We start from the raw sequence: 23,845 nt of genomic DNA, 5'->3' as shown, positions 1-23,845 counted from the left end.
GTGCTTTGCTTCACCAGGCCTGTGGGAGACGCAGCCTCACGACGCGGCCGGTGACCGCGGTCAGGATGTCGGCCGAGTCAGGCCGTGTGGCGGTCCGGGGACTGCTGCTCGGGAGCAGGCGTCTCGACACGCTCGGAGGTGATCGGCTTGGCGGGTGCAGCCTCCTCCGCTTTGGACTCGGACTGCATCTCCTTGATCTCGGACTTGAAGATCCGCATCGACTTGCCGAGTGAGCGGGCCGCGTCCGGCAGCTTCTTGGCGCCGAAGAGCAGCACGAACACCGCGATGACAATGACCCAGTGCCAGGGTTGTAGACCACCCAATTTGGTTACCTCCAGACGTCTGAGGCGAGTCTACCCGTGTCCGACGTCGGCGTCGTACGCGCGCAGAGCCTCTGCGGCCGCCCGCTGGACGCGCTGCGCCAACGAGTCGGGGGCCAGCACCCGCACTGCCGAGCCGAACCCGAGGACGAATCGCGCCATCCATTCCTCGGACGCATACGTCATCGCCGCCTCGCAGGCACCGTCGGGCAATTCGGTGACCACGCGCAGCGGGTAGTAGTCGAACATCCATGCCGCCGAAGGCTCGATCAGCAGCGTCGCCGCCGGCAGCGCCGGATCGGCGTCGAACAACGACGTGTCGGGGCCGGCCTGCACCGCGGGCGGAGGCGGCGCGGCCGGGTCGTCGAGCAGGTGGGCGTCGACGATCCGGTCGAACCGGAACAGCCGCACCGCCTCAGCACTGCGACACCACGCCTCCAGGTAGCTGTTGTCACCGACGAGGACCACACGGATCGGATCGACCGTGCGGCTCGTGAGCGAATCCCGCGAGGCCGAGTAGTACTCCAGCGTCACGGCGCGACCGTCGCGCACCGCAGCCCGCACGGCCGCGGCCGCACCGGATTCCGCCGGAATGGACTCCTCGACCGCGGCCCGCTGGCTGCCCGCGGCGGATTCGATCTTGGCGATCGCGCTGCGGGCGGCTTCGGGATCGACCATGCCGGGCACGTCGACCAGCGCACGCAACGCGACCAGAACCCCGGTGGCTTCCGTCGACGTGAGCCGCAGCGGGTGATCGACACCCGCCGAGAACGTCACTTGGATCGTGTCGCCGACGAAGTCGAAGTCGATGAGATCGCCCGGGCTGTAGCCGGGCAGGCCGCACATCCAGAGCTGGTCCAGGTCGGCGTCGAGCTGTTTGTCCGACACGCCGAGCGCTGCCGCCGCTTCAGCCCGCGTCACCTTCGGATTCGCCTGAAAGTACGGAACCATGTTGAGCAGCCGTACCAGCCGTGTCGACACCTGACTCATGCGCGATCCGCCTCCGGCTCCTCGCTGCCCCTCATTACCGCCAGCCTCCCGCCTGCGCCCTCAACCGCGCCACCACTTCGTCGCGCAAGGATTGCGGTTCGAGCGCCACCGCATCCGCGCCGTAACTCGCGATCTCGCGGGCCAGCCGATCCGACATCCCGAGGTCGACGGTGATCTCCTCGCCCGCGCGCCCGCCCAGCGTCCGGGGCGCGGTCGCAACGGCCTGGCGGCGCAGTGCGGTCGCGCGCCCGCCGGCGATCCACACCTTGGCCTGTTCCCCGGTCGGCATCTCGGCCACCACGCGGCTGACGATCTCGCGAAGGTTCACCCCGTCGGGTTTGCTCACCACGCCGGACGGGCCGACGGGCCTGACCCCGGAGTCGATGCGGGACAGCCGGAAGGTGCGGGTGTCGTTGCGGTCACGGTCATGTCCGACGAGGTACCACCGGCCGCGGTGCGTGACGATGCCCCACGGTTCGACGTTGCGTGTCGTGTACTCGGCGCTGCGCATCGGGCGATGCTCGAACTGCACGGCGCGCCCGGAATCGATGGCGGACAACAGGATTCGCAGCACCTCCTCGGAGCCGCGCAGCCCGGGAAGCGTCGCGGTGGAGGCGATGGCGACCCCGGCGTCGTCGGCGTCCACGTCGACGCCCGCCGCACGCAGCTTGAGCAGTGCACCCTGGGTCGCGGTGACCAGTTCGGGTGACTGCCACAGCTGGGTCGCGACGGCCACCGCGGCGGCCTCGTCGGCCGTCAGCTGCACGGGCGGCAGCGCGTACGAGTCCCGGTTGATGCGGTAGCCCTCGGTCGGGTCGAACTTCGACACCCGTCCGGTCTCCAGCGGGATGCCGAGATCGCGCAGTTCGTTCTTGTCGCGCTCGAACATCCGGGAGAACGCCTCGTCGCTGGGGCTGTCGGCGTAGCCCGCGACACTGGTCCGGATCTTCTCGGCGGGCAGGAATGTCCGGGTGGACAGCAGTGCGATCACGAGGTTCATCAACCGCTCGACTTTGGAGACCGCCACTCGCAACAGCTTAGGGCGTCGGTTGTCGGCAACCGTAGATCGGCGGGCCGGAAGTGTCGCCGGACAAGGCCCAGCCCGCCGTCCGGGCTACATGCTGGCGATCAGCCGCTTCACGCGCTCGTCGACCGACCGGAACGGATCCTTGCAGAGCACGGTCCGCTGAGCCTGGTCGTTGAGCTTGAGATGCACCCAGTCGACGGTGAAGTCGCGGCCCGCTTCCTGTGCGGCGCTGATGAACTCGCCGCGCAGTTTGGCCCGCGTGGTCTGCGGCGGCGTGTTGACCGCGGCGTCGATGTCCTCGTCGGTGGTGATCCTGGCGGCCAGGCCCTTGCGCTGCAGCAGATCGAACACCCCGCGACCGCGCTTGATGTCGTGGTAGGCCAGGTCCAACTGGCTGATCTTCGGGTCGGACAGCTCCATGTTGTAGCGGTCCTGGTAGCGCTGGAACAGCTTGCGTTTGATCACCCAGTCGATCTCGGTGTCGACCTTCGCGAAATCCTGGCTCTCGACCGCATCGAGCTGGCGGCCCCACAGGTCGACGACCTGCTCGATCTGGGTGTTCGGCTCGCGGGTCTGCAGATACTCCACGGCGCGGGTGAAGTACTCGCGCTGGATGTCGAGCGCACTGGCCTGGCGGCCGCCGGCGAGCCGGACCGGACGCCTACCGGTGAGATCGTGGCTCACTTCGCGGATCGCGCGGATGGGATTGTCGAGCGAGAAGTCGCGGAACGGAACCCCGGCCTCGATCATCTCCAGCACGAGCGATGCGGTGCCCACCTTGAGCATGGTGGTCGCCTCGCACATGTTCGAGTCGCCGACGATGACGTGCAGGCGGCGGTACTTCTCGGCGTCGGCGTGCGGCTCGTCGCGCGTGTTGATGATCGGGCGGCTGCGCGTGGTCGCGCTGGAGACACCCTCCCAGATGTGCTCGGCGCGCTGGCTCAGGCAGAACGTGGCCGCCTTGGGCGTCTGCAGCACCTTGCCCGCGCCGCAGATGAGCTGACGCGTGACGAGGAACGGCAACAGGACGTCGGAAATCCGGGAGAACTCGCCGGCCCGCACGATCAGGTAATTCTCGTGGCAGCCGTAGGAGTTGCCCGCCGAGTCCGTGTTGTTCTTGAACAGGTAGATGTCGCCGCCGATGCCCTCGTCGGCCAGTCGCTGTTCGGCGTCGATCAGCAGATCCTCCAGGACGCGCTCACCAGCGCGGTCGTGGGTGACCAACTGGATCAGGTTGTCGCATTCGGCGGTCGCGTACTCGGGGTGGCTGCCCACATCGAGATACAACCGGGCGCCGTTGCGTAGGAAGACGTTGGAACTGCGGCCCCACGACACCACCCGCCGGAAGAGATAGCGGGCGACCTCGTCGGGACTGAGCCGGCGATGGCCATGGAACGTGCAGGTCACACCGAATTCCGTCTCGATGCCCATGATTCGTCGCTGCACGTTATCGAGCTTACGGGGTGGTTCACAGTAACGGTGGGCAAGGCGTGGTTTGCGCGTCGCCCGAGTCGGCTCAGCCCGATACAGTCAGCGAGCCCGGTGTCATGCCGAGAATCCGCTCGAACGCCTGTAGGTACGCACCGAGCACGCGTTGCGCGCGCGGTCCGCCGATGTCGATGCCGCTGCGCCCGTCCTGTTCGATCGCGACGGCGTAGGCGTCGGCCAGTACGCCGTCCAGACCCGCGATGAACATCGCGGCCTCGTGCGGAAACGCGGTGTCGAACACGCCTTCGTCGCAGCCCTGCCGGATGATCGCTTCGAGCATGGGCACCGAGGTGCGCATCGACTCCTGGGCAAGTTTCTGCCGGAACAGCGCGTTCTCGTCGCGCCACAGGTGGACCAGTGTCGCCACCGCCGTCGGGTTGTCGGCCTTCCAGGTGGCGGACGCGTTCATGTACGCGTTGAGCTTGTCGATCGCGCCGAGACCGGCGTCGTCGACAACCGCGCGCAGCGGCCGCGACGCGCTTTCGGCGAGCGCGTCCACGATGCCTTCCAGGAGCGCCTGTTTCGAGCCGAAGTAGTGGTAGAGCGCACCTTTGGACATCTGCAGCTTGGTCAGCACGTCGTCGATGGTCATCTTCTCGTAGCCCTTGTCATGCATGAGCTGCAGCGCGACGTCGAGGATCTCGCCCCGGCGCGCGGCGTACTCCTCGGGCTTCACGCGACGGGCCAACGCGACCTCCTGTTGACGGTGACTTCTCCGCGAGCCTACTCTAAAAATAGACCGTCCGTCGGTTTATTGATTGGAGTCTCATGCCGCAGGCAACCCTCGAAGCCCAACAGCGCACCCGGTCGTTCGCCCGCGTGCTCGGCCCGTTCGTCGCGCTCGCGACGCTGATCATCGCGATCCGGCTGCCCGACCTCACCGGCCTCCTCGGCGGCCTGTTCGACAACGCCGTCCTGCCGTGGATGCTCGGCGCGGCCATGCTCGTGATGGGCCTTGTCGTGATCGCGTTCCACCAGTACTGGTACAGCGTCACCGCGGTGCTGATCTCGCTGTTCGGCTGGTTCGTGGCGTTGCGCGGGCTGGCGATGATGGCGATTCCGTCGGCAATCGATTCCGGGGCGAACGCGACCGTCACCAGCCCGGGCCTGCTCGTGGCCGCGCGGGTCTTCTTCCTGCTACTGACGGCGATGGGGCTGTGGCTGACCTACGTCGGTTGGCGCCGCGAGCCCGCCGCGCAGTGATCGGCCAACCCGGCACATAACCCGGCGGCGGGGATGAGAATTGAACGATGTCGTCGAGGTCGTCGCGCAGTGCTCCGGTGGACGGATTCCGACTGGCCTTCGACCGGCACGGCATCTCGGGCGGCCCCGCGGTCATCCTGCTGCACGGCTGGCCGGGTAACCGGCGCGATCACCGGCACGTCGTCCCACTGCTGACCGATATCGCCGACGTCGTCGTACCGGATCTGCGCGGCTTCGGCGGCTCGGACAAGCACGCGGTGTCGGTGCAGCACTTCTACAGCGCGAGTGCCCAGGCCGCGAGCGTGGTGGGACTCATCAACGAGCTCGGCCTCGACGCTGTGGTGCTGGCCGGCTATGACGTCGGCAGCCGGGTCGCCCAGAGTGTGGCCCGCATGCATCCGCACCTGGTCAAGGCGCTCGTGCTGTCACCGCCCCTGCCCGGCGCCGGCGACCGCGTGCTGAGCCCGCACGCCATGCACGAGTTCTGGTACCAGGCGTTTCACCAGCTCCCGATCGCCGACCGCATGATCGACGGCAATCCCGACGCCGTGCGCGAGTACCTGCGCCACTTCTGGGACCACTGGTCGGGCCCGAGTTTCCAGGTCTCCGAAGACGACCTGGACCGCCTCGTCGCGGACTACGCGCTGCCCGGCGCGTTCACCGCGTCGCTGGGCTGGTACCGCGCCGGGGCGGGCACCGTCGCGCAGTCACTCACCGAGCTGCCGCCGGGACGCGCCGTCAAGATCCACGCCAGCACCGATGTGCTGTGGCCGCAACACGATCCGCTGTTCCCGCCGGACTGGGCCGACCGGCTCGAGCACTACTTCGTCGACGTCCGGCTCCACAAGGTCAATGGCGCAGGCCATTTCACGCCGGTCGAATGCCCCGAGGAATTCGCCGCGCTCATCCGCCGCGCGGTCAGCTGACGCGTCTCCGGGCCCGCCTGACGTGGCGGACTACAGTGTGATGTAGTCCACAAAGGAGCCCCATGACCCGGTTCGAGCTGCCAGACGTGTCCGACTTGGTCCGCCTCGGTGAACGCCACGAATACGCCATCACCGTCTACGCCGAAACCGCGCCGGGCCCCAATGAGCGCGACAAGAGCCAGTTAACCGCCAAGAGCGCCGTTGACAGAGCACTGCGCACAATACGCGAGGCCGGCGCGCGACATGCCGTCGAGGCGCAGCTGCGGTCCCGCTGGGCTGAGATCGCCGAGGCCGATCTCTGGCGCAGTCTGTCGCGGTCGGTGGCAATTTTCATCGCCGACGACTTCCATGAGGTCTACGTGCTCCCCAACGCCCTGGAATCCCAACTGCAGGTGGGCAATTACTTCGATATCGGCCAGCTGGTGCGGGCAGTCACGACGCCACAGGCGGCGTACGCGCTGACCCTTTCGGCCGACGGCTGGAATCTCTGGCGGGCCACCGCCACCACCCGTGCTCAGGAGTTCGAGCTCACCGGCGAGTACGCCCGAGATGTCGCAGAAGCCACCAACCGCGCCACCGTGCGTGACCGGGGCCACGTCCGCCGACTCGTCGGTGACGAGGGCAAGAAGGTCCTGCTCGAGACGTACGCCAAACGCGTCGCCGAAGCCGTGGACTCCGAGCTGGGGCAGGCGGACCCGTCGCAAACCAGGCCGCTGTTCCTGTTTGCTGCCGATCCGTTGCTCGACATGTATCAACGCATAGACCAGAAGCGGCGGATCGTGGCCGTGCCCGGCGCTGCCGACGAGTTGAGGCCCGATCAGATCGACACCGCGATCCGCAGGTCACTGGGCGGGTTGAACGCGGCGCGGGCCAACGCCTTGGTCGAAAACCTGGCAGACGGCCTGAACAAGGGGCTTGTGGTCACCAACCTCGGGGACATCGCAAGGGCCGCGACCGCGGGTGCGGTGGACACCTTGGTGTACGACTTCACCGTCGACATCCTCGGCAGTATGGATCCCAGCTCAGGCGCGCTCACGTTCGCCGACGACGGGTACGATCTGTTGTCGCGAGTTGCGGTGACAGTCCTCGAACACGGCGGTGACGCGGTCGCGGTGCGGTCCGACGAAATCAGTGCCGGCGTGTGGAACGGCACCGCAGTCGCCAAACTGCGATATGCACCGGGCTGATGGTCAGGGTCGGCGGGTCACTTGTCTGACGGCTTCTCGTCCGCCGCAGGCTGCGAATCAGCTTCGGGCAGCAGGGCTTCCAGCGCCGTACCGGTGATCCGGCGGAACGCGCGACGGGGCCGCTTGGCATCGAGCACCGCCACCTCGAGGGTCGACGGGCCGAGCGTGCGCGCTTCGGCTCCGTTGCCGCTCGCGCTCAACGCCGCGACGGCGATCTTCACGGCGGCAGCCAGGTCCGCGTTCTCGACGTAGGACTCCCCGAGCGCGGTCGAGATCGGCTCGGTGGTACCGCCCATCACGACGAAGTGCGGCTCGTCCGCGATCGACCCGTCGTAGGTGATGCGGTAGAGCTCGGGTGCCTTCGTCTCGCCGTAGTGCGCGACCTCGGCCACGCACAACTCGACCTCGAACGGCTTGGCCTGTTCGGTGAAGATCGTGCCGAGTGCCTGTGCGTAGACGTTGGCGAGCTGACGGCCGGTCACGTCGCGACGGTCATAGGCGTATCCGCGGGTGTCCGCGTACTGGATGCCGGCCACCCGCAGCTTGTCGAACTCGTTGAACCGTCCGACCGCGGCGAAGCCGACGCGGTCGTACAGTTCGCTGACCTTCTGCAGCGACCGCGAGGGATTCTCGGCGACGAACAGAACACCGCTGTCGTAGGCGAGCGCGACGACGCTGCGGCCGCGGGCGATGCCCTTGCGCGCGAGCTCGGAACGCTCGCGCATCGCCTGCTCGGGCGAGATGAAGTACGGAAAGCTCATCAGCCTTCACCGCCCGTCCGCGTACGGCGCGCGATGACCTCGCGGGCGAGTTCGGCGATGCGTTCCTCGGAGATCTCCTCAGCCCCTTCTGCACCGATGGTGACCGCGGTCGGATAGATGCCACGCACCAGATCCGGTCCGCCGGTCGCCGAGTCGTCGTCGGCGGCGTCGTAGAGCGCCTCGATGGCCACCTTCAACGCCGAATCCGCGTCGACCGCTTGCGGATACAGCTTCTTGATCGAGGATTTGGCGAAGATCGAGCCGGAGCCAACGGACTGGTAGCCCTCCTCCTCGAGGTTCCAGCCGCCCGCGGCGTCGAACGACACGATGCGCCCGGCGTTCTGCGGATCGGGGTCGTCGACGTCGTAGCCGACCAGCAGGGGCAGCGCCACGAAACCCTGCAGGGCTGCACCGAGATTGCCGCGCACCATGATGGCCAGCCGGTTGACCTTGCCGCGGAACGTCAGCGGCACACCTTCGACCTTCTCGTAGTGCTCCAACTCGACGGCGTACAACCGCGCGAACTCCACGGCGATGGCCGCCGTGCCGGCGATGCCCGTCGCGGTGTAGTCATCGGTGATGTAGACCTTCTGGACGTCACGACCGGCGATCATGTTGCCCTGCGTGGAGCGACGATCGCCGGCGATGACGACACCGCCGGGGTATTTGAGCGCGACGATCGTGGTGCCGTGCGGCACCGCGTTGGTCGGGTTCACCCCGTCGGCGACGCGGTTGACGGGTAGCAGTTCGGGCGACTGCCGGCGCAGCAGATCAGAAAACGACGATAAATCCACAGGTACGGAGGGTGCTCCGAGAGTCGGTTGGGTGAAGGCCAGATGTTCGTGCTTCGGCCAGGTCACTGTCCGCCCTTTTGGACGTACGCGCGGACGAAGTCCTCGGCGTTCTCTTCGAGAACGTCGTCGATCTCGTCCAGCAGGTCGTCGGTCTCCTCGGCGAGCTTCTCGCGACGCTCCTGGCCGGCGGCCGAAGCACCGGGGAGGTCGTCGTCCTCGCCGCCGCCACCGCCACGCTTGGTCTGCTCTTGAGCCATCGCTGCCTCCTGCAATTGTCATCGGCGGGCTCACTCGGGCTCACTACGGCCCACCGGTTCTTCCACAGTACCGGTAGGCATCCGAATTGCTCGGGATAGCGCACCGGTGGGGACTTCTAGGTGGTCAGTTGTTCGACCAGCTCCACGGCGCTGTCGACGGAATCGAGCAGTGCGCCGACGTGTGCCTTGCTGCCGCGCAGCGGTTCGAGGGTTGGAATCCGGACGAGCGAATCGCCACCGAGGTCGAAGATCACCGAGTCCCAGCTCGCCGCGGCGATGTCGGCGCCGAAGCGCCGCAGGCACTCACCGCGGAAGTACGCGCGGGTGTCGGTGGGCGGATTGTCGACCGCGTCGAGCACCTGCTGTTCGGTGACGAGCCGCTTCATCGAACCGCGTGCCACCAGCCGGTTGTACAAGCCCTTGTCGAGCCGCACGTCGGAGTACTGCAGGTCGACGAGGTGCAGGCGCGGCGCGGACCAGCTCAGGTTCTCCCGGTTGCGGAAGCCTTCGAGCAGCCGCAGCTTGGCCGGCCAGTCCAGCAGGTCGGCGCATTCCATCGGATCGCGCTCGAGCAGGTCGAGGACGTTGGCCCAGGTTTCGACGACGTGGCTGGCGCGCGGGTCGGGATCGCGGCTGTCGACCAGCTTGGCCACGCGGTCCAGATAGATCCGTTGCAGTGCAAGCGCGGTCAGCTCGCGGCCGTCGGCGAGTGCCACGGTCGCCCGAAGGGACGGGTCGCGGCTGATGACGTGCACGGCGTGCACGGGGCGGGCCAGCGCCAGGTCGCTGAGGTCGATGCCTTCCTCGATGAGGTCGAGCACGAGCGAGGTCGTGCCGACTTTCAGGTAGGTCGACGTTTCGGCCAGGTTGGCATCGCCGATGATCACGTGCAGTCGCCGGTACTTGTCGGCGTCGGCGTGCGGCTCGTCACGCGTGTTGATGATGCCGCGCTTGAGGGTGGTCTCCAGACCCACCTCGACCTCGATGTAGTCGGCCCGTTGCGACAGCTGGAACCCGGGCTCGTCGCCCGAGGGCCCGATGCCGACGCGGCCCGATCCGGTGACCACCTGGCGCGACACCATGAACGGCGTCAAACCGGCGATCACGGCCGAGAACGGTGTCTGACGACTCATCAGGTAGTTCTCGTGCGACCCGTACGAGGCGCCCTTGCCGTCGACATTGTTCTTGTAGAGCTGCAGTTTGGCGGCCCCTGGCACGCTCGCGACATGGCGGGGGGCGGCCTCCATGACGCGTTCGCCCGCCTTGTCCCAGATCACCGCATCCATCGGATCGGTGCACTCGGGAGCCGAGTACTCGGGATGGGCGTGGTCGACATACAGCCGGGCGCCGTTGGTCAGGATCATGTTGGCGGCGCCGACCTCGTCGGCGTCGACGATCGGCGGTGGGCCCGAGGATCGGGACAGGTCGAATCCGCGAGCGTCACGCAGCGGCGACTCCACCTCGTAGTCCCACCGCGTGCGCTTGGCCCGCTGGATCCCGGCGGCGGCGGCATACGCCAGCACCGCCTGCGTCGACGTCAGGATCGGATTTGCGGTCGGATCGGACGGCGACGATATGCCGTACTCGACCTCAGTTCCGATAATCCGTTGCATGGCCTCAGCCTAGGTGACGCTGGTTGCGCACCGGGCTGCCAGGTATTCGGGCCGCCGCCGCGGCGCCGCGTACGGCTCCTCCAACTTGTTCTCGACCGAGTTGAACACCAGGAAGATGTTCGAACGCGGCAACGGCGTGATGTTCGAGCCCGACCCGTGCAGCAGGTTGGCGTCGAACCACAGCGCCGAGCCGGGCGGCCCGGTGAACTGGTCGATGCCGTGCTGATCGACTGCCTTAGTCAGCGTGGTCTCGTCGGGGACGCCGATGCTCTGCACCACGAGCGAGGTGTCGTGGTTGTCCTCCGGCGTTGCGCCCACGCACGGATAGAACGTCTGGTGCGAGCCGGGGATGACCATGAGCGAGCCGTTGTACGGGTAGTTGTGCGTCAGCGCGATCGAGCAGGACACGGCACGGATGGCCGGCATGCCGTCCTCGGCGTGCCAGGTCTCGAAATCCGAATGCCAGTAGAAACCCGTACCGGTGAAGCCCGGCATGAGGTTGATCCTGGCCTGGTGGATGTAGACGTCGCTGCCGAGCAGTTGGCGCGCGACGGGCAACACCGTGTCGAGGCGGACCACCTCGGCGACGAGCTCGCTCAACAGGTGCGGCTCGAAGATCGAGCGGATCGACCCACCCGGCTCCCGGATGACCCGGGGATCGCCGGGCTCGAGATCCGCTGCGATCCGGTCGAGTTCGTGCCGCACCGACGGCAGCCGGTCGTCGGCGACGGTGTCGGGCCGGATGAGATAGCCCTGTGCCGACATCCGGTCGAGATGGTCCTGATCGAGCGGGCCGTCGGTCGCACTCCCCCACACCGTGGGGTCCTGCCGCGGGATCGGCGCGATCGCGTGATCGAGGCGCGTCGGGTACGGGTCCTCGAGGGCGGGCGACGCGCTCATGCGACCGACTGCGGCGGCGGGTAGGCGCCGGTCTCGTCGTGGACTTCCTGTCCGGTCACCGGCGGGTTGAACACGCACAGCATCCGGAGCTGCTCGTCGCACGTGACGCGGTGGCGCTCATGGCCGTTGAGCAGATACATGGTGCCGGGCCCGAGCGGGTGGCGCTCACCGGTCTCCAGGTTGGTCAGCGTGCCCGTACCCTCCACGACCCAGACGGCCTCGACATGGTGCTCATAGCGGAACTCGTTGACCGAGCCGGACTCGATGGTCGTCTCGTGGAACGAGAAGCCGACGCCGTCGCCGGCGAGGATGATCCTCTTGGACCGCCATGTCCCGTCCGACACGTCGCGGTCGGTTCCGGTGATCTCTGCGGTGGTTCGCACAATCATGCGGGTTTCTCCCTCTCAGCTCAGGGTGACAGCGATCGATTCGGCCAGGATGTCGAGTCCGGCCTCCAGGTCGCCTGCCGAAGTCGTCAGCGGCGGAAGCAGTTTGACGACCTCGTCGGACGGCCCGCTCGTCTCCATCAACGCACCCCGGTCGAATGCCGCCCGGCACACCTCACCGGCCCGGACATCGTCTTCGAACTTGAGCCCTTGCGCCATCCCCCGGCCCCGCGCCGACACGCCGTCGTAGCGTGCGGCGATCTCTTCGAGCCGGGCCCTGATCAGCTCCCCCTTGAGGGTCACGTCGGAACTGAATTCGGATGTTGCCCAGTAGTTTTCGAGTGCCGCGGTGGCGGTGACGAAGGCCGGATTGTGTCCGCGGAACGTGCCGTTGTGTTCACCGGGCGCCCACACGTCGAGATCCCGCCGGAACAACGTCAACGCCATCGGCAATCCGTAACCGCTCACCGACTTCGACAACGTGACGATATCGGGCACGATGCCCGCTGCCTCGAAGCTGAAGAACGGCCCGGTGCGGCCACAGCCCATCTGGACGTCGTCGACGATGAGGAGGATGTCGCGGGTGCGGCACAGATCCGCCAGGGCCTGCAGCCATTCGATGCGCGCGACGTTGAGACCGCCTTCGCCCTGCACGGTTTCGACGATCACCGCTGCGGGCCGGTTGAGCCCGCTCCCGGAGTCGTCGAGCACCCGCTCGAACCATTGGAAGTCCTCGGTCACGCCACCGAAGTAGTTGTCGTAGGGCATCGGCGTGGCGTGCACGAGCGGGATGCCGGCACCGGCCCGCTTCATCGAGTTACCCGTGACCGACAGTGCACCGAGGGTCATCCCGTGAAAGGCGTTGGTAAAACTGATGACCGACTCGCGGCCGGTGACCTTCCTGGCGAGCTTGAGCGCCGACTCGACGGAGTTGGCCCCGGTCGGCCCCGGGAACTGGACCTTGTAGTCGAGCCCGCGCGGCTTCAGGATCACCCGTTGGAACGCCTCCAGGAATCGCTGCTTGGCCTCGGTCGCCATGTCCAGCGAATGCACGATTCCGTCGGATGCCAGGTACTGCATCAGTGGCGCCTTGAGGGCCGGGTTGTTGTGTCCGTAGTTCAGCGCGCCCGCTCCGGCAAAGAAGTCGATGTAACGACGACCGTCGGTGTCGGTGACCCAGGAGTCCGTGGCGCTCTGCATGACCGTGGGCCAGCCGCGGCAGTAGCTGCGAACCTCGGATTCGACCGAGCTGAACACCTCGGGCAGGTCGGATTCGGTCATCGGTGCTGTCGTGGCGAGCGTCAAGAGTGATCCTCCGATCAAAGGAAATCGCTACGTATCAAACGGTTTCGAGCGTGCTGCCTCAGCGGGACAGCGGGGTCGCGATCGGGCCGATCCGCAGGATCGGCTCGTCCTCGTGGCCGCCTTCGGCGTCGAGGAGATCGCTCTCGAAATGGGGATTTTCGACGAGGGGAACGCCGTGGCGGCGCGCGAAGGCGCCGAAGAACGCGCGTGACGCCGTATTGCCCGGCGACACAGTGGCTTCCACGGTGATGGGATGTCCGCGCCGTTGCGTGCGCACGCGGTGCACGAGGCCGTCGAGCATCGCGCTCGCCAGCCCACTGCCCTGCGCCGACGGCGCCACGGCAACCTGCCAGACGAACAGCACGTCGGGCCGCGGTGGTGGGTGATATCCCGTGATGAACCCACGCAGTTCGCCGCCGGATTCGGCCACAATTGACGTCGCGGCAAAATCTGTCGCCAGCAGCAGGTAGGCGTAGGTGGAATTGAGATCGAGCACTCCGGTGGCCGCCGCGAGTTCGCGGATGCCGATCGCATCGGAGCCCTGCGGCAGGCGCAGGAATTCTTCCCGGGAATGGCGTCCCGGGGCGCTTTCTAAAACGCGCATATCGAGTTGAGAGTCACCACCGAACAGTCAGCAATCATCGTCAGTTCACGTCATCGGTGCCTGGGACCGTAAGCACACGCGGGGGTCATGATCAAGCCGCGACACCGCGATCGGCGCCGGATCGGGTTCGCGGCAACGGCCCTTGACGTGCGAAAACGCCGCGGCCGAAAGTTTTTGAAGAAACATCAGTGACGTTATCGAATCGTTACCTTGCGGTCCGGCGCCGCCTAGGTGAGCTCGCGACACACGCGCCACCGCCGCGTCTCGGGCCGGAATGAAATGTCGCCCGAGCCATTTCACCCGTCGGCAATTCGCTATTCCTCGGGAAGTCATTCCTTAACTGAACAAAAGGCGAATTGACGGCGAACATTGAGAACTCGGCGATTTCCCGCTCGCCTCCGGATCGGCCGTTGAGCAGGGGAATCCCCGTGATGACGCCTTCTCAGCGTCCTCACAGCGATTACTTGGCACTCTCATCCGGCCTCTAGGTCAACGGTGACCGCAGCGAGGTTTATCGGCGTTGACATAGCTAGGGAGAAAATGAAGGCAATCAGTCGGATGCTGATCGCGTTGACAACCGCGATGATTGCGGCCGTCGCGGGTCTGTTCGCAAGCACGGGTACCGCACATGCCGGTCTGGACAACGAGCTGAGCCTGGTCGACGGTCAGGACCGCACGCTCACGGTGCAGCAGTGGGACACCTTCCTCAACGGTGTGTTCCCTCTGGACCGCAACCGCCTGACCCGTGAGTGGTTCCACTCCGGTCGCGCCCGCTACATCGTCGCCGGCCCCGGCGCCGATGAGTTCGAAGGCACCTTGGAGCTGGGCTACCAGATCGGCTTCCCGTGGTCGCTGGGCGTTGGCATCAACTTCAGCTACACCACCCCCAACATCCTCATCGACCAGGGCAACATCACCCAGCCGCCGTTCGGTCTGGATTCCGTCATCACGCCCAATCTGTTTCCCGGCGTGTCGATCTCGGCTGACCTGGGCAACGGCCCCGGCATCCAGGAAGTCGCCACCTTCTCGGTCGACGTCTCCGGCGCAACAGGTGCGGTCGCAGTGTCTAACGCCCACGGCACCGTGACCGGTGCGGCCGGCGGCGTGCTGCTGCGTCCGTTCGCTCGCCTGATCGCCTCGACCGGTGACAGCGTCACCACCTACGGCGAACCGTGGAACATGAACTGATCGCGGCACAATAGAAGCCAGAACAGGGCCGGCGCCTCACGTTTCGCCATGTCATGCTCTCGTTGACAATTGACTGGTTGCCCGAAACGTGACGCGCCGGCCACCCGCACATGAAGGGATGTACCGCAGGTGAAGGTGCTGGTCGTCGAGGACGAGCCGCGGCTGGCATCGACGCTGACCGTGGGACTGCAAGCCGAGGGCTTCGTCGCGGTGACGGCCTCCGACGGCGTGGACGGCCTGTGGCAGGCCACCGAGCACGACTTCGACGTCGTGGTGCTCGACATCATGCTTCCTGGCATGAGCGGTTACGAGGTGTTGCGGCGGATGCGCGGGCAAGGCGTGTGGACGCCGGTGCTGATGCTGACCGCCAAGGACGGTGAGTACGACCAGACCGACGCGTTCGATCTGGGCGCCGACGACTACCTGACCAAGCCGTTCTCCTTCCGGGTTCTGGTCGCCCGGCTGCGCGCGTTGGTCCGCCGCGGTGCCCCGCAACGGCCGACGGTGCTCACCGCGGGCACGCTGTCGCTGAACCCGGCGCGCCGGACCGTCGAACGTTGCGGGACGTCGATCGCGTTGACGCCGCGCGAGTACGGGCTGTTGGAATACCTCATGCGCAACAAGGACACGGTCGTCACCAAGACCGAGATCCTCCACAACGTATGGGACGCCCACTACGAGGGGCCCGACAACGTCGTCGAGGTCTACGTCGGATACGTGCGGCGCAAGATCGATATCCCCTTCGGCACCAACACCATCGGCACGATCCGCGGGGTCGGCTACCGGCTCGATTCCGGTGCGTACGACGCACCGGCCAGGGGCAATTGAACGGTCACGCGCGTCCCGCCCGCCGGGCTGTCCTCGATTCGCACGCTACCGTGATGTGCGGCAACGACTTCCGCGACGATCGCCAAGCCGAGTCCCGACCCGCCGCCGCGGCGTGACCGGTCCGGATCGAGCCGGACGAAGCGATCGAACACGCGCAGCCGGTCCGGCTCGGGAATGCCTGGCCCGTCATCGCCGACACTCATGACAGCGCGATCGCCGTCGGTGTGCACCGAGATGTCGATCAACGAAACCGTATGTCGCGCCGCGTTGTCGACGAGATTGCGCAGGACTCGCGCGAGCGCGCCGGCGTCGCCCGTGACGCGCGTCGGGCTGATGTCGGCCCGAATCTGCAACGACGTTTCGCGCCGGAGCTTCTCGGCTTCCCGCGCCGCGAGATCATCGAGATCGACGTCGTCGTGCCCCATGGCGAGCCCGTGCTCATCGGCACGCGCGAGCAACAACAGGTCGTCGACCAGCAACCGCATGCGGTGCGCCTCGGGCATGAGGGTACTGACTGCCAGTTCCTGGTCGAGCAGCTCGGGGTGATCGGCCGCGACTTCCAGGGCCGAGATGATCGTCGCCAAGGGGCTGCGCAGTTCATGGGAGGCGTCGGCGACGAACCTCTTCTGCGCGGCGTGGCCGTCCTCGATGCGGGCCAGCATCTCGTTCATGGTCTGCGCCAGCGCGGCGATCTCGTCGCGGCTGTTCGGCACCGGCACCCGCTCGGCCAGATCGGACGTGCTGATCTCGGCGACCCGTGTCCGGATCCGGTCGACCGACCGCATCGACCGCCGGACGAGCACGAACGTGGCCGCCGCCGACACCCCCATGACAAGCGGTGTCCACACGGCGAGCGCGATGGCGACGGCCTGCACGGTCGACATCACCGCCTCGGTGCCCTCGCCCACCAACACGATGTACCGACCGCTGCGCGTATCGACTGTTCCTGAGCTGAACTGGATCTGGCCGAACGGCGAGGCGTGTTCCGGTATGCCGATCTGCAGTCCGGGACCGATCTCGTCGAGCGGGATCAGCGGCGTAGTCGGCGCCGATGGCGATCTCCGGACCACCGTCCCGTTCGGCGCCATCACTTGGACGGCGAGGACGCGTCGGTCGGTGGCCAGCAACGTGGCGTCGAGCTGGGCCGGTCCGCCGGATTCCAGGTCGGCGGAGATCTGACCCACCCGATGCACCGCCGCGCTCTCGACCCCGGACAGCAGGGTCCGGTACACGACGGCGGCGAGCACCACACCGGCCACCGTGAGTGCCACGAACACCACGCTGCCCGCGACCGCGGCCGAGCGCGCCGACACACCCCAGTATTTGGGCTGGAACAGCCGGGCCAAGCGGTCGGGCATGCGCGTCATATCCCGACCAGTCCACCACCAGAGCCCGGATCGCGCCATCTCGGCGTGCTGCACCGCCGCGCCGAGGGAAGTCGCGCACAATATGCCCGTGGCCGACATGCGCGGTGTGCACGATTGGTTTCTCCACCGCGGGCTGCCGTTGGTGCTGACCCGGCGAGTCCGGTCCCACCGGCTGATCGAACGTTCGGCGCCCATGGTGGGCGCACTCGGGGGCGTGATCGCGCTGATGCTGACGTTGGCCGAGCTCACCGAGCCCGACGTCGACGTCGGCGCGGTGATCAAACTGGGCGTGCTGACGGCGGTGTTGTTCGCCGCACCGTTCGCACTCGAATTGCTGCACCGTGCCAGGACCACCCGCGGTGACGCCGGAAGACGGTCCGCGGCACTGCTCGTGATGGCGCTGTTCGTGTTCGGCCTGCCGTTCGCCGACGGCGGCTTCTCCGGTTTCGCCGCCGCCGAGGCATTCGGCTTCGCGGTCGTCGCAGCACTGGCGGTATGGCTCACCTACCTCGGGTTCGGCTCGATCGCGTTGTGGGCCTTCCGGTTCGCCTGGGTGCAGCTCGGGGCACTGGGCACGTTGATGAGCCGGGCGCTGCCGTTGATGATGCTGACCGTGGTCGTGTACTTCACCGGCGAGCTGTGGCAGTTGTCGGCGCGCATGACCCGCCAGCGGCTGTGGGAGACGATCGCCTTCCTGTCCGCCATCGCGATCTTGTTCATGGTCGCCACGATTCGCGACGAGGTCCGGGCGCTGCGGGAGGACCGCGCGGCACTCGACGACCCCGCCACGCTGCTGGCCGGTACGCCGTTGGCGTTGGAAACCGGCCGGGAGGCGCCGCAACGGACACCGCTGTCGTTGGCCGAGCAGTTCAACGTGGTGGCCGTCATGGTGGTGTCCCAGGCGATTCAGGTGGTGTTCTTCACCATCGGACTGTTCGTGTTCTTCCTCGGGCTGGGGATGATCGCGATCCCCGACGACGTGCTGGTGCTCTGGTCGGCCGAGGAGGCCTGTCAGGTGGGCGAACCGCCTTGCGCCGGAACGTGGTTCGGCATTCACATCCCGCTCCCCCAGACCGTGGTGCACATGTCGTTGTTCGTCGCGGTGTTGTCCGGGCTCTATTTCACGGTGAGCACAAGCGTCGATCCGTTGTACCGGCAGCGGTTCTTCGATCCGCTGATCGCCGACGTCGCGGTGAGCCTGGCCGGCCGCGACGCGTATCTGGAGCTTGAGCGTCGGTGACCGGCGTCAAGATGGCCCGCCCCCAGCCGGTGCCCGTCAACACGAGCACCGCGCCGGCGAACCCCGCGACCGTCACCGCGTCTCCGGCCAGTGTCACGCCGATGACGGCGGCCCACAGCGGCTCGGTTCCCAGCAGCAGGCTCACGCGCGCCGGACTCGCCGTCGCAAGCGCACGCAGCTGGATCAGGAATGCGAACACCGTGCACGCCAAGGCCAGATAACAGGTGAGCACCCACTGCGCCGGGTTCAGCGTCGTCATCAAGACGCCGACCGACTGCCCCGAGGCGCCGGTGAGCACCATCGACACCGCGGCCACGGTGACCAGCTGAACGAGAGTCGTTCGGGCCGGGTCGATCTCACGCGCAACAGACAATCGCGCCATCGTCACCACGTGGACGGCGCGCAACAGTGCCGCGGCGGCGACGACCATGTCACCGGTGCCGGGCACGGCCCAGCCGCCCGCCTGCGTCAGCAGCCCACAGCCGGCCATCGCGAGCGCGCCGGCAACGTAGAACCGCGGCGCGACGGCCGACCGCTGCAGTATCGGCGTCGCCACGACGGTCAGTGCCATGATCAGCCCGGCGTTGGATGCCGAAGTCTGTGTCACGCCATAGGTTTCGCATGCGCAGACGGCCGCGAGAAGGATTCCGCCCACCGCGCCCGAAGCCACCTCTGCCTTCGTCAGTGCCCGCAGCCGGCGGCTCAGCACGATCGTTAGAACCGCTGCGGCGATGGCGAACCGCACAGTCAGCACGGCGAAGACGGTGTCGGGGCCGGCGATCGCCTTCATGGCCAGGTAGCTGGATCCCCACACCGCGGCCACGCACAGCACAGCGAGATCGGTACGGCGGTTGGGCATGACGACCAGCCTGCGAGCCGAACCTTAGTTCAGTCAAGCTAATGTTTCTTCAGTTTATCTGTAGAATTTCTACATGGATGTGGGTCGTCTGCGGATGCTGCGCGAACTCGCCGATCACGGCACGGTGGCCGCGGTCGCCCAGGTGCTGTCCATGACACCGTCGGCCGTGTCGCAGCAGCTGAAAATCCTGGCGAAAGAGGCCGGCGTGCCGCTGGTCGAACCCGACGGCAGACGGCTGCGGCTCACCGATGCCGGCCGGGTTCTCGTGGGTCACGCCGACGCCGTGCTGGCGGCGCTCGATCGGGCGAAAGCGGAGATGGATGCCTACGGCACAACGCCGCGCGGCACCGTCAAGGTGTCGTTCTTTCCGTCCGGCGCCGCGATGTTGTTGGCCCCGTTGATCAGTGGTGCGGTACGTCGCGGGGTCACGATCCTCGGCCGCGATATCGACCTCCCCGCAGCGCAGGCGCCTGCACAACTCGCCGACTTCGACGTGGTCGTCGTCCACCGCGACGACCGCGATATGTCGCCATGGGGACCGCGGTTCGAATCGACCGAGCTCCTGCGGGAGCCGCTCGACATTCTGCTGCCGCCCGGACACCGGCTCGCCGAACGCGACCACGCTCGGCTCGCCGAGCTGGCCGACGAGGAGTGGGTCGGTGTCGAAGGTGGACTCATGGTCGATGACGTACTCAACTCGCTCACGATCCTGTCCGGGATCGCACCCCGAATCGCGCAGCGTGTCAATGACTTCCGCGTCGCCGAGGAACTCGTCCACGCCGGCATCGGTATCGCGTTGATGCCCAGGCACGTGCGGTTGACCCGCGCCCTGGTGCGCTTGCCGATCAGCGACATCACCTTGGCCAGGCGCGTGGAGGCCATCACCCGCGCCGGGGCGAGCGCGCGGCCGGCGGTGGCGGCGACACTCGACGTGTTGCGCACCGTCGCCGCCGACATCACCTCAGCAACCGCCGAACATGTTCGCGGGCAATCCGTTCGGCCAGCTCGGCGCTGACCCGATCGGGCTCGACCGCGACTGAGCACGCGAGCCCGTCGAGCAGCGCCAGCAGTTCCACCGCCGCCACGTCGGCGTCGACGCCCGGTGCGGCGGCCGCGATCGACTCGGCCAGCCACTTCGCCACGCGCGCCCAGTCTTCGCGGTGACGCACCGCGGTCTGCTCGTCGACCGCGGCTCTCGCGAGCCGCAACAACCACGCCACGCTGATGTCGCGATCTCGTGGATCGGGACACACGAGCGCTACCGCGAGATCCTCCAAGCGCTGCGGTGCGGGCGCATCCGGCGACAGCCGCTCACCGAGGCGGGCCAGGAACCGCACACTGGCGCGGTCCATAGCGGCGGCGAGCATCGCGTCCTTGGTCGGGAAGTGATGCTGCACCGCGCCGATCGAAACCTTCGCCAGCGCAGCGACTTTGCGCACCGATACGCCTTCGAATCCGTCGGCCACCAGCACGCTCAGTACCGCATCGGCCATCCGCTCATACGGCGCGCTCACCGCTCAAGCATACTCCCACCAATACGTTCGTATGGTAGCGTGCGCGGCATGCCCTCGACACGGCTGCAGTCGCTCGACGTCCTGCGCGGAATCGCGATACTCGGCACGTTGGGCACCAACATCTGGATCTTCACCAACCCCGAGGGCCTGATCGGCTACCTCAACGGCCCCGCCGACTCCCCCTGGCGCGGCGTGGAAGTTGCGTTGCAACTGCTGGCGCAAGGCAAGTTCCTGGGATTGCTGACCGTCATGTTCGGAATCGGCCTTGCCTTACAACAACGTTCGGCCATCGCGGCCGGGCAAGGGTGGCCCGGCAGCTATCCGTGGCGCGCACTGCTGCTGCTGCTCGACGGCATCGTCCATTTCCTGCTCTTCACCGAATTCGACGTACTGATGGGCTACGCCATCACGGGTTGGATCGTCTCGTATCTGCTGGTGACGTCGCCGCGCACGCAGCGCCGGATCATCGCCACCGCGGCCGGCGTCCACATCGCGATGCTGGCACTGCTCACCTGGGCGCTGCTGGCGATGCCCGCACCCGATGGCCCGGCACCGAAGCTGGACCCGAATCCGTATGCGGACGGCTCATTCTGGGACCTGGTGCTCTTTCGCATCGATCATCTGGCGCTGTTCCGCCTGGAGACCGTGCTGATCTTCCCGATGTCGATAGCCCTGTTTCTCTTGGGCGCGCGCCTCTTTCACGCCGGGGTGCTGGAGGCGCGTGGAGCCGCACTACGGCGCAGGCTCATGTGGGCCGGTCTCGCGGTGGCGCTGCCGCTCGACATCGCCCTTGAGGTGGCCGGCGGGGACACCGGGCTGATTCTGGCCCGTTACGGCGTGGCACCGTTCGTGTCGCTGGCCATCCTTGCGGTGGTCGCCGAGCTCTACATCCGGCGGCCGGCTCCCGGCTGGCCCGGCCGGCGGCTTGCCGAAGTCGGCCGAATGGCGTTGTCCAGCTATGTGTTACAGAACGTCGTCGCCTCGTCGATCTGCTACGGCTGGGGCCTCGGGCTGGCCGCGACGATTCCGGAATCGCAGCGGGTTCCGGCCACCGTCGCGATCTACCTCGCGGTGGCCGCGGTCGTGATGGCGTTCGCGCACGTGTGGCTGCGCAGATTCCGCCGGGGCCCGGTGGAGTGGCTGTGGAACACCAGCTACCGGGCCCTGGCGGGCACCGCGACTACAGGTACTGACCCAGGTTCGACTCGGTGTCAATCGCCCGCGACGCACTCGAGCTCTTCCCGGTGACCAGCGTGCGGATGTAGACGATCCGCTCGCCCTTCTTGCCCGAGATACGGGCCCAGTCATCGGGATTCGTGGTGTTCGGCAGGTCCTCGTTCTCGGCGAACTCGTCGACGATCGAGTCGAGCAGGTGCTGGATACGCAGACCCGGCTGACCGGTCTCCAGCACCGACTTGATCGCGTTCTTCTTCGCCCGGTCGACCACGTTCTGGATCATCGCGCCGGAGTTGAAGTCCTTGAAGTACATGACTTCCTTGTCACCGTTGGCATAGGTGACCTCCAGGAACCGGTTGTCGTCGATCTCGGCGTACATCCGGTCGACGACCTTCTCGATCATCGCCTTGATGCACAGCGCGCGATCACTACCGAACTCAGCCAGATCGTCGGCGTGGATCGGCAGATCCTCGGTGAGGTACTTCGAGAAGATGTCCTGCGCCGACTCGGCGTCCGGCCGCTCGATCTTGATCTTGACGTCCAGGCGGCCGGGCCGCAGGATCGCCGGGTCGATCATGTCTTCACGGTTCGACGCGCCGATGACGATGACGTTCTCCAGGCCCTCGACACCGTCGATCTCCGAAAGCAGCTGCGGCACAACCGTCGTCTCGACGTCTGAGCTGACGCCGGTGCCGCGGGTGCGGAAGATCGAGTCCATCTCGTCGAAGAACACGATCACCGGGGTGCCTTCCGAGGCCTTCTCCCTGGCGCGCTGGAAGATCAGCCGGATGTGACGCTCGGTCTCACCGACGAACTTGTTCAGCAGCTCCGGGCCTTTGATGTTGAGGAAGTAGCTCTTCGCCTCACGCGCGTCATCACCACGGACCTCGGCCATCTTCTTGGCCAGCGAGTTCGCCACGGCCTTGGCGATCAGCGTCTTACCGCAACCGGGCGGGCCGTACAGCAGCACACCCTTCGGCGGACGCAGCGAGTACTCGCGGTAGAGCTCCTTGTGCAGGAACGGCAACTCGACGGCGTCGCGAATCTGCTCGATCTGGCGTCCAAGGCCACCGATGTCGTTGTAGCTGACATCGGGCACCTCTTCGAGCACCAGGTCCTCGACCTCGGCCTTGGGGATCCGCTCGAACGCGTAACCCGCCTTGGTGTCGACCAGCAACGAGTCACCGGGCCGCAACTTGCGCGGACGGCTGTCGTCGAGCACGGCCTCGGGATCCTCGGGCAGATCCTCCGCGGCGACCAGCGGTTCGGCCAGCCAGACGATGCGCTCCTCGTCGGCATGCCCGACCACGAGAGCGCGGTGGCCGTCAGCCAGGATCTCGCGCAGCGTGCTGATCTCACCGACCGCTTCGAAGGTGCCGGCCTCGACGACCGTGAGCGCTTCGTTGAGCCGGACCGTCTGGCCCTGCTTGAGGGTCGCGGTCTCGATGTTGGGTGAGCAGGTCAGCCGCATCTTGCGGCCCGAGGTGAACACGTCGACCGTGTCGTCCTCGTGAGTGGCCAGCAGTACGCCGTAACCGCTGGGCGGCTGGCCCAGCCGGTCGACCTCCTCGCGCAGGGCGAGCAGCTGCTGGCGGGCTTCCTTGAGGGTGTCCATCAGCTTGGCGTTGCGCGCTGCCAGCGAGTCGATCCGGGCCTCGAGTTGGTGAACGTCCCGCGCGCTGCGCAAGCCGCTCTGGGGCCCTACCGCGTTCTCCAGTTGCTCGCGCAGAATTGCGGCCTCCCGGCGCAACGCTTCAAGCTCAGCGGCATCTTCACTGGACATGTGCGCTGCAAAACCCTCGGGGAAACCTTCCGAACGCTCTGACTCACTCATATTGCGCTCCCTCCCGCACCGGAAGTTGGTGCAGTAACAACTTCAACGCTACCGGCGATTCAGCCTTTGTGTGCGGTC

The 23,845-nt window shown here is 66.9% G+C and carries 25 protein-coding genes; 8 read left to right on the top strand and 17 right to left on the bottom strand.

Features of this window, described 5'->3' with window-relative positions; genetic code table 11:
• Nucleotides 1-77: 77 nt before the first annotated feature.
• The 5 genes from tatA to AWC31_RS33390 form a co-directional block, all read right to left on the bottom strand.
• Entirely contained in the window at nucleotides 78-323 is a 246-nt protein-coding gene (tatA, locus tag AWC31_RS33410) for a Sec-independent protein translocase subunit TatA (RefSeq protein WP_067852877.1), read from the bottom strand.
• 30 nt (nucleotides 324-353) lie between these two features.
• A complete protein-coding gene (locus AWC31_RS33405) occupies nucleotides 354-1,310 on the bottom strand; it encodes a helix-turn-helix transcriptional regulator (protein WP_085149667.1) in 957 nt (318 codons plus the stop codon).
• 34 nt (nucleotides 1,311-1,344) lie between these two features.
• Entirely contained in the window at nucleotides 1,345-2,337 is a 993-nt protein-coding gene (locus AWC31_RS33400; RefSeq protein WP_067852881.1) for a helix-turn-helix transcriptional regulator, read from the bottom strand.
• An 87-nt stretch (nucleotides 2,338-2,424) separates the two neighbouring features.
• Complete coding sequence (pafA, locus tag AWC31_RS33395) at nucleotides 2,425-3,783, bottom strand: Pup--protein ligase (protein WP_110775373.1); 1,359 nt, start codon at nucleotides 3,781-3,783, stop codon at nucleotides 2,425-2,427.
• Nucleotides 3,784-3,853: 70 nt separating this feature from the next.
• On the bottom strand, nucleotides 3,854-4,513 hold the full coding sequence (locus AWC31_RS33390; RefSeq protein ID WP_133060239.1) for a TetR/AcrR family transcriptional regulator: 660 nt from the start codon (nucleotides 4,511-4,513) through the stop codon (nucleotides 3,854-3,856).
• 80 nt (nucleotides 4,514-4,593) lie between these two features.
• Between AWC31_RS33390 and AWC31_RS33385 the strand changes: the two genes are divergently transcribed.
• From AWC31_RS33385 to AWC31_RS33375, 3 genes are all read left to right on the top strand, one after another.
• Nucleotides 4,594-5,028 carry a hypothetical protein gene (locus AWC31_RS33385; RefSeq protein ID WP_085149661.1) on the top strand — a complete coding sequence of 145 codons (435 nt, stop codon included), beginning with the start codon at nucleotides 4,594-4,596 and terminating at the stop codon, nucleotides 5,026-5,028.
• A gap of 47 nt (nucleotides 5,029-5,075) precedes the next feature.
• Complete coding sequence (locus tag AWC31_RS33380; protein WP_085149658.1) at nucleotides 5,076-5,954, top strand: alpha/beta fold hydrolase; 879 nt, start codon at nucleotides 5,076-5,078, stop codon at nucleotides 5,952-5,954.
• Between the two features lie 62 nt (nucleotides 5,955-6,016).
• Nucleotides 6,017-7,141 carry a baeRF11 domain-containing protein gene (locus tag AWC31_RS33375; protein WP_085149655.1) on the top strand — a complete coding sequence of 375 codons (1,125 nt, stop codon included), beginning with the start codon at nucleotides 6,017-6,019 and terminating at the stop codon, nucleotides 7,139-7,141.
• Between the two features lie 17 nt (nucleotides 7,142-7,158).
• Here the strand turns inward: AWC31_RS33375 and prcA are convergent, their stop codons facing one another.
• The 8 genes from prcA to ectA form a co-directional block, all read right to left on the bottom strand.
• Nucleotides 7,159-7,902, bottom strand: a complete 744-nt coding sequence (gene prcA, locus AWC31_RS33370) for a proteasome subunit alpha (RefSeq protein ID WP_085149652.1) — start codon at nucleotides 7,900-7,902, stop codon at nucleotides 7,159-7,161.
• On the bottom strand, nucleotides 7,902-8,762 hold the full coding sequence (gene prcB, locus AWC31_RS33365; RefSeq protein WP_207626468.1) for a proteasome subunit beta: 861 nt from the start codon (nucleotides 8,760-8,762) through the stop codon (nucleotides 7,902-7,904). Before prcB ends, prcA begins: the two co-directional genes overlap by 1 nt.
• On the bottom strand, nucleotides 8,759-8,953 hold the full coding sequence (locus tag AWC31_RS33360) for a ubiquitin-like protein Pup (RefSeq protein WP_003880265.1): 195 nt from the start codon (nucleotides 8,951-8,953) through the stop codon (nucleotides 8,759-8,761). The genes prcB and AWC31_RS33360 overlap by 4 nt, the downstream gene beginning before the upstream one ends.
• Before the next feature lie 116 nt (nucleotides 8,954-9,069).
• The gene (dop, locus tag AWC31_RS33355) at nucleotides 9,070-10,566 is read right to left on the bottom strand and encodes a pup deamidase/depupylase (protein WP_085149649.1); all 1,497 of its coding nucleotides are present in this window, start codon (nucleotides 10,564-10,566) and stop codon (nucleotides 9,070-9,072) included.
• Nucleotides 10,567-10,575: 9 nt separating this feature from the next.
• Nucleotides 10,576-11,466 carry an ectoine hydroxylase gene (gene thpD / locus AWC31_RS33350; RefSeq protein ID WP_085149646.1) on the bottom strand — a complete coding sequence of 297 codons (891 nt, stop codon included), beginning with the start codon at nucleotides 11,464-11,466 and terminating at the stop codon, nucleotides 10,576-10,578.
• The gene (locus tag AWC31_RS33345; RefSeq protein WP_085149643.1) at nucleotides 11,463-11,855 is read right to left on the bottom strand and encodes an ectoine synthase; all 393 of its coding nucleotides are present in this window, start codon (nucleotides 11,853-11,855) and stop codon (nucleotides 11,463-11,465) included. The genes thpD and AWC31_RS33345 overlap by 4 nt, the downstream gene beginning before the upstream one ends.
• Nucleotides 11,856-11,870: 15 nt before the next feature.
• A complete protein-coding gene (gene ectB, locus AWC31_RS33340) occupies nucleotides 11,871-13,133 on the bottom strand; it encodes a diaminobutyrate--2-oxoglutarate transaminase (protein WP_207626467.1) in 1,263 nt (420 codons plus the stop codon).
• A gap of 82 nt (nucleotides 13,134-13,215) precedes the next feature.
• Entirely contained in the window at nucleotides 13,216-13,761 is a 546-nt protein-coding gene (gene ectA, locus AWC31_RS33335; protein WP_085149640.1) for a diaminobutyrate acetyltransferase, read from the bottom strand.
• A 540-nt stretch (nucleotides 13,762-14,301) separates the two neighbouring features.
• Between ectA and AWC31_RS33330 the strand changes: the two genes are divergently transcribed.
• Nucleotides 14,302-14,949 carry a porin MspA gene (locus AWC31_RS33330; protein ID WP_085149637.1) on the top strand — a complete coding sequence of 216 codons (648 nt, stop codon included), beginning with the start codon at nucleotides 14,302-14,304 and terminating at the stop codon, nucleotides 14,947-14,949.
• A 129-nt stretch (nucleotides 14,950-15,078) separates the two neighbouring features.
• The gene (locus tag AWC31_RS33325; RefSeq protein ID WP_067852907.1) at nucleotides 15,079-15,777 is read left to right on the top strand and encodes a response regulator transcription factor; all 699 of its coding nucleotides are present in this window, start codon (nucleotides 15,079-15,081) and stop codon (nucleotides 15,775-15,777) included.
• Here the strand turns inward: AWC31_RS33325 and AWC31_RS33320 are convergent.
• Nucleotides 15,729-17,135, bottom strand: coding sequence for a sensor histidine kinase (locus AWC31_RS33320; RefSeq protein ID WP_267312697.1), 1,407 nt, complete (start codon nucleotides 17,133-17,135; stop codon nucleotides 15,729-15,731). The genes AWC31_RS33325 and AWC31_RS33320 overlap by 49 nt on opposite strands.
• Before the next feature lie 91 nt (nucleotides 17,136-17,226).
• On the opposite strand from AWC31_RS33320, the gene AWC31_RS33315 reads away from it, so the two are divergent.
• Nucleotides 17,227-18,384: a hypothetical protein gene (locus tag AWC31_RS33315; protein WP_085149631.1), complete on the top strand. Its 1,158-nt coding sequence runs from the start codon at nucleotides 17,227-17,229 to the stop codon at nucleotides 18,382-18,384.
• On the opposite strand, the gene AWC31_RS33310 is transcribed toward AWC31_RS33315, so the two are convergent.
• Nucleotides 18,266-19,243 carry a DMT family transporter gene (locus tag AWC31_RS33310; protein ID WP_110775372.1) on the bottom strand — a complete coding sequence of 326 codons (978 nt, stop codon included), beginning with the start codon at nucleotides 19,241-19,243 and terminating at the stop codon, nucleotides 18,266-18,268. The two genes, AWC31_RS33315 and AWC31_RS33310, sit on opposite strands and share 119 nt — an antisense overlap.
• A 73-nt stretch (nucleotides 19,244-19,316) precedes the next feature.
• On the opposite strand from AWC31_RS33310, the gene AWC31_RS33305 reads away from it, so the two are divergent.
• Nucleotides 19,317-20,258 carry a LysR family transcriptional regulator gene (locus tag AWC31_RS33305; RefSeq protein WP_085149628.1) on the top strand — a complete coding sequence of 314 codons (942 nt, stop codon included), beginning with the start codon at nucleotides 19,317-19,319 and terminating at the stop codon, nucleotides 20,256-20,258.
• On the opposite strand, the gene AWC31_RS33300 is transcribed toward AWC31_RS33305, so the two are convergent.
• Nucleotides 20,200-20,757 carry a TetR/AcrR family transcriptional regulator gene (locus tag AWC31_RS33300; protein ID WP_234817079.1) on the bottom strand — a complete coding sequence of 186 codons (558 nt, stop codon included), beginning with the start codon at nucleotides 20,755-20,757 and terminating at the stop codon, nucleotides 20,200-20,202. The genes AWC31_RS33305 and AWC31_RS33300 overlap by 59 nt on opposite strands.
• A 48-nt stretch (nucleotides 20,758-20,805) precedes the next feature.
• Between AWC31_RS33300 and AWC31_RS33295 the strand changes: the two genes are divergently transcribed.
• Entirely contained in the window at nucleotides 20,806-22,005 is a 1,200-nt protein-coding gene (locus tag AWC31_RS33295) for a DUF418 domain-containing protein (RefSeq protein ID WP_085149625.1), read from the top strand.
• Here the strand turns inward: AWC31_RS33295 and arc are convergent.
• Nucleotides 21,938-23,767: a proteasome ATPase gene (gene arc / locus AWC31_RS33290; RefSeq protein WP_067852917.1), complete on the bottom strand. Its 1,830-nt coding sequence runs from the start codon at nucleotides 23,765-23,767 to the stop codon at nucleotides 21,938-21,940. The genes AWC31_RS33295 and arc overlap by 68 nt on opposite strands.
• Nucleotides 23,768-23,845 lie beyond the last annotated feature (78 nt).

It is taken from the genome of Mycolicibacterium wolinskyi (assembly GCF_002101965.1).
In the GTDB taxonomy this organism is placed as follows: Bacteria; Actinomycetota; Actinomycetes; order Mycobacteriales; family Mycobacteriaceae; genus Mycobacterium; species Mycobacterium wolinskyi.
This window is presented reverse-complemented; position numbering and strand designations above follow the sequence as displayed.

Bases quoted from the DNA above. Each gene is read 5' to 3' on its own strand.
- AWC31_RS33385 (WP_085149661.1), top strand. From the start codon at position 4,594: ATGCCGCAGGCAACCCTCGAAGCCCAACAGCGCACCCGGTCGTTCGCC.
- AWC31_RS33305 (WP_085149628.1), top strand. From the start codon at position 19,317: ATGGATGTGGGTCGTCTGCGGATGCTGCGCGAACTCGCCGATCACGGC.
- thpD (WP_085149646.1), bottom strand. From the start codon at position 11,466: ATGAGCGCGTCGCCCGCCCTCGAGGACCCGTACCCGACGCGCCTCGAT.
- AWC31_RS33405 (WP_085149667.1), bottom strand. From the start codon at position 1,310: ATGAGTCAGGTGTCGACACGGCTGGTACGGCTGCTCAACATGGTTCCG.
- dop (WP_085149649.1), bottom strand. From the start codon at position 10,566: ATGCAACGGATTATCGGAACTGAGGTCGAGTACGGCATATCGTCGCCG.
- prcA (WP_085149652.1), bottom strand. From the start codon at position 7,902: ATGAGCTTTCCGTACTTCATCTCGCCCGAGCAGGCGATGCGCGAGCGT.
- AWC31_RS33310 (WP_110775372.1), bottom strand. From the start codon at position 19,243: ATGCCCAACCGCCGTACCGATCTCGCTGTGCTGTGCGTGGCCGCGGTG.
- arc (WP_067852917.1), bottom strand. From the start codon at position 23,767: ATGAGTGAGTCAGAGCGTTCGGAAGGTTTCCCCGAGGGTTTTGCAGCG.
- ectA (WP_085149640.1), bottom strand. From the start codon at position 13,761: ATGCGCGTTTTAGAAAGCGCCCCGGGACGCCATTCCCGGGAAGAATTC.
- AWC31_RS33320 (WP_267312697.1), bottom strand. From the start codon at position 17,135: ATGCCCGACCGCTTGGCCCGGCTGTTCCAGCCCAAATACTGGGGTGTG.
- ectB (WP_207626467.1), bottom strand. From the start codon at position 13,133: ATGACCGAATCCGACCTGCCCGAGGTGTTCAGCTCGGTCGAATCCGAG.
- AWC31_RS33380 (WP_085149658.1), top strand. From the start codon at position 5,076: ATGTCGTCGAGGTCGTCGCGCAGTGCTCCGGTGGACGGATTCCGACTG.
- AWC31_RS33345 (WP_085149643.1), bottom strand. From the start codon at position 11,855: ATGATTGTGCGAACCACCGCAGAGATCACCGGAACCGACCGCGACGTG.
- AWC31_RS33295 (WP_085149625.1), top strand. From the start codon at position 20,806: ATGCCCTCGACACGGCTGCAGTCGCTCGACGTCCTGCGCGGAATCGCG.
- AWC31_RS33330 (WP_085149637.1), top strand. From the start codon at position 14,302: ATGAAGGCAATCAGTCGGATGCTGATCGCGTTGACAACCGCGATGATT.
- AWC31_RS33375 (WP_085149655.1), top strand. From the start codon at position 6,017: ATGACCCGGTTCGAGCTGCCAGACGTGTCCGACTTGGTCCGCCTCGGT.
- AWC31_RS33360 (WP_003880265.1), bottom strand. From the start codon at position 8,953: ATGGCTCAAGAGCAGACCAAGCGTGGCGGTGGCGGCGGCGAGGACGAC.
- AWC31_RS33315 (WP_085149631.1), top strand. From the start codon at position 17,227: ATGCCCGTGGCCGACATGCGCGGTGTGCACGATTGGTTTCTCCACCGC.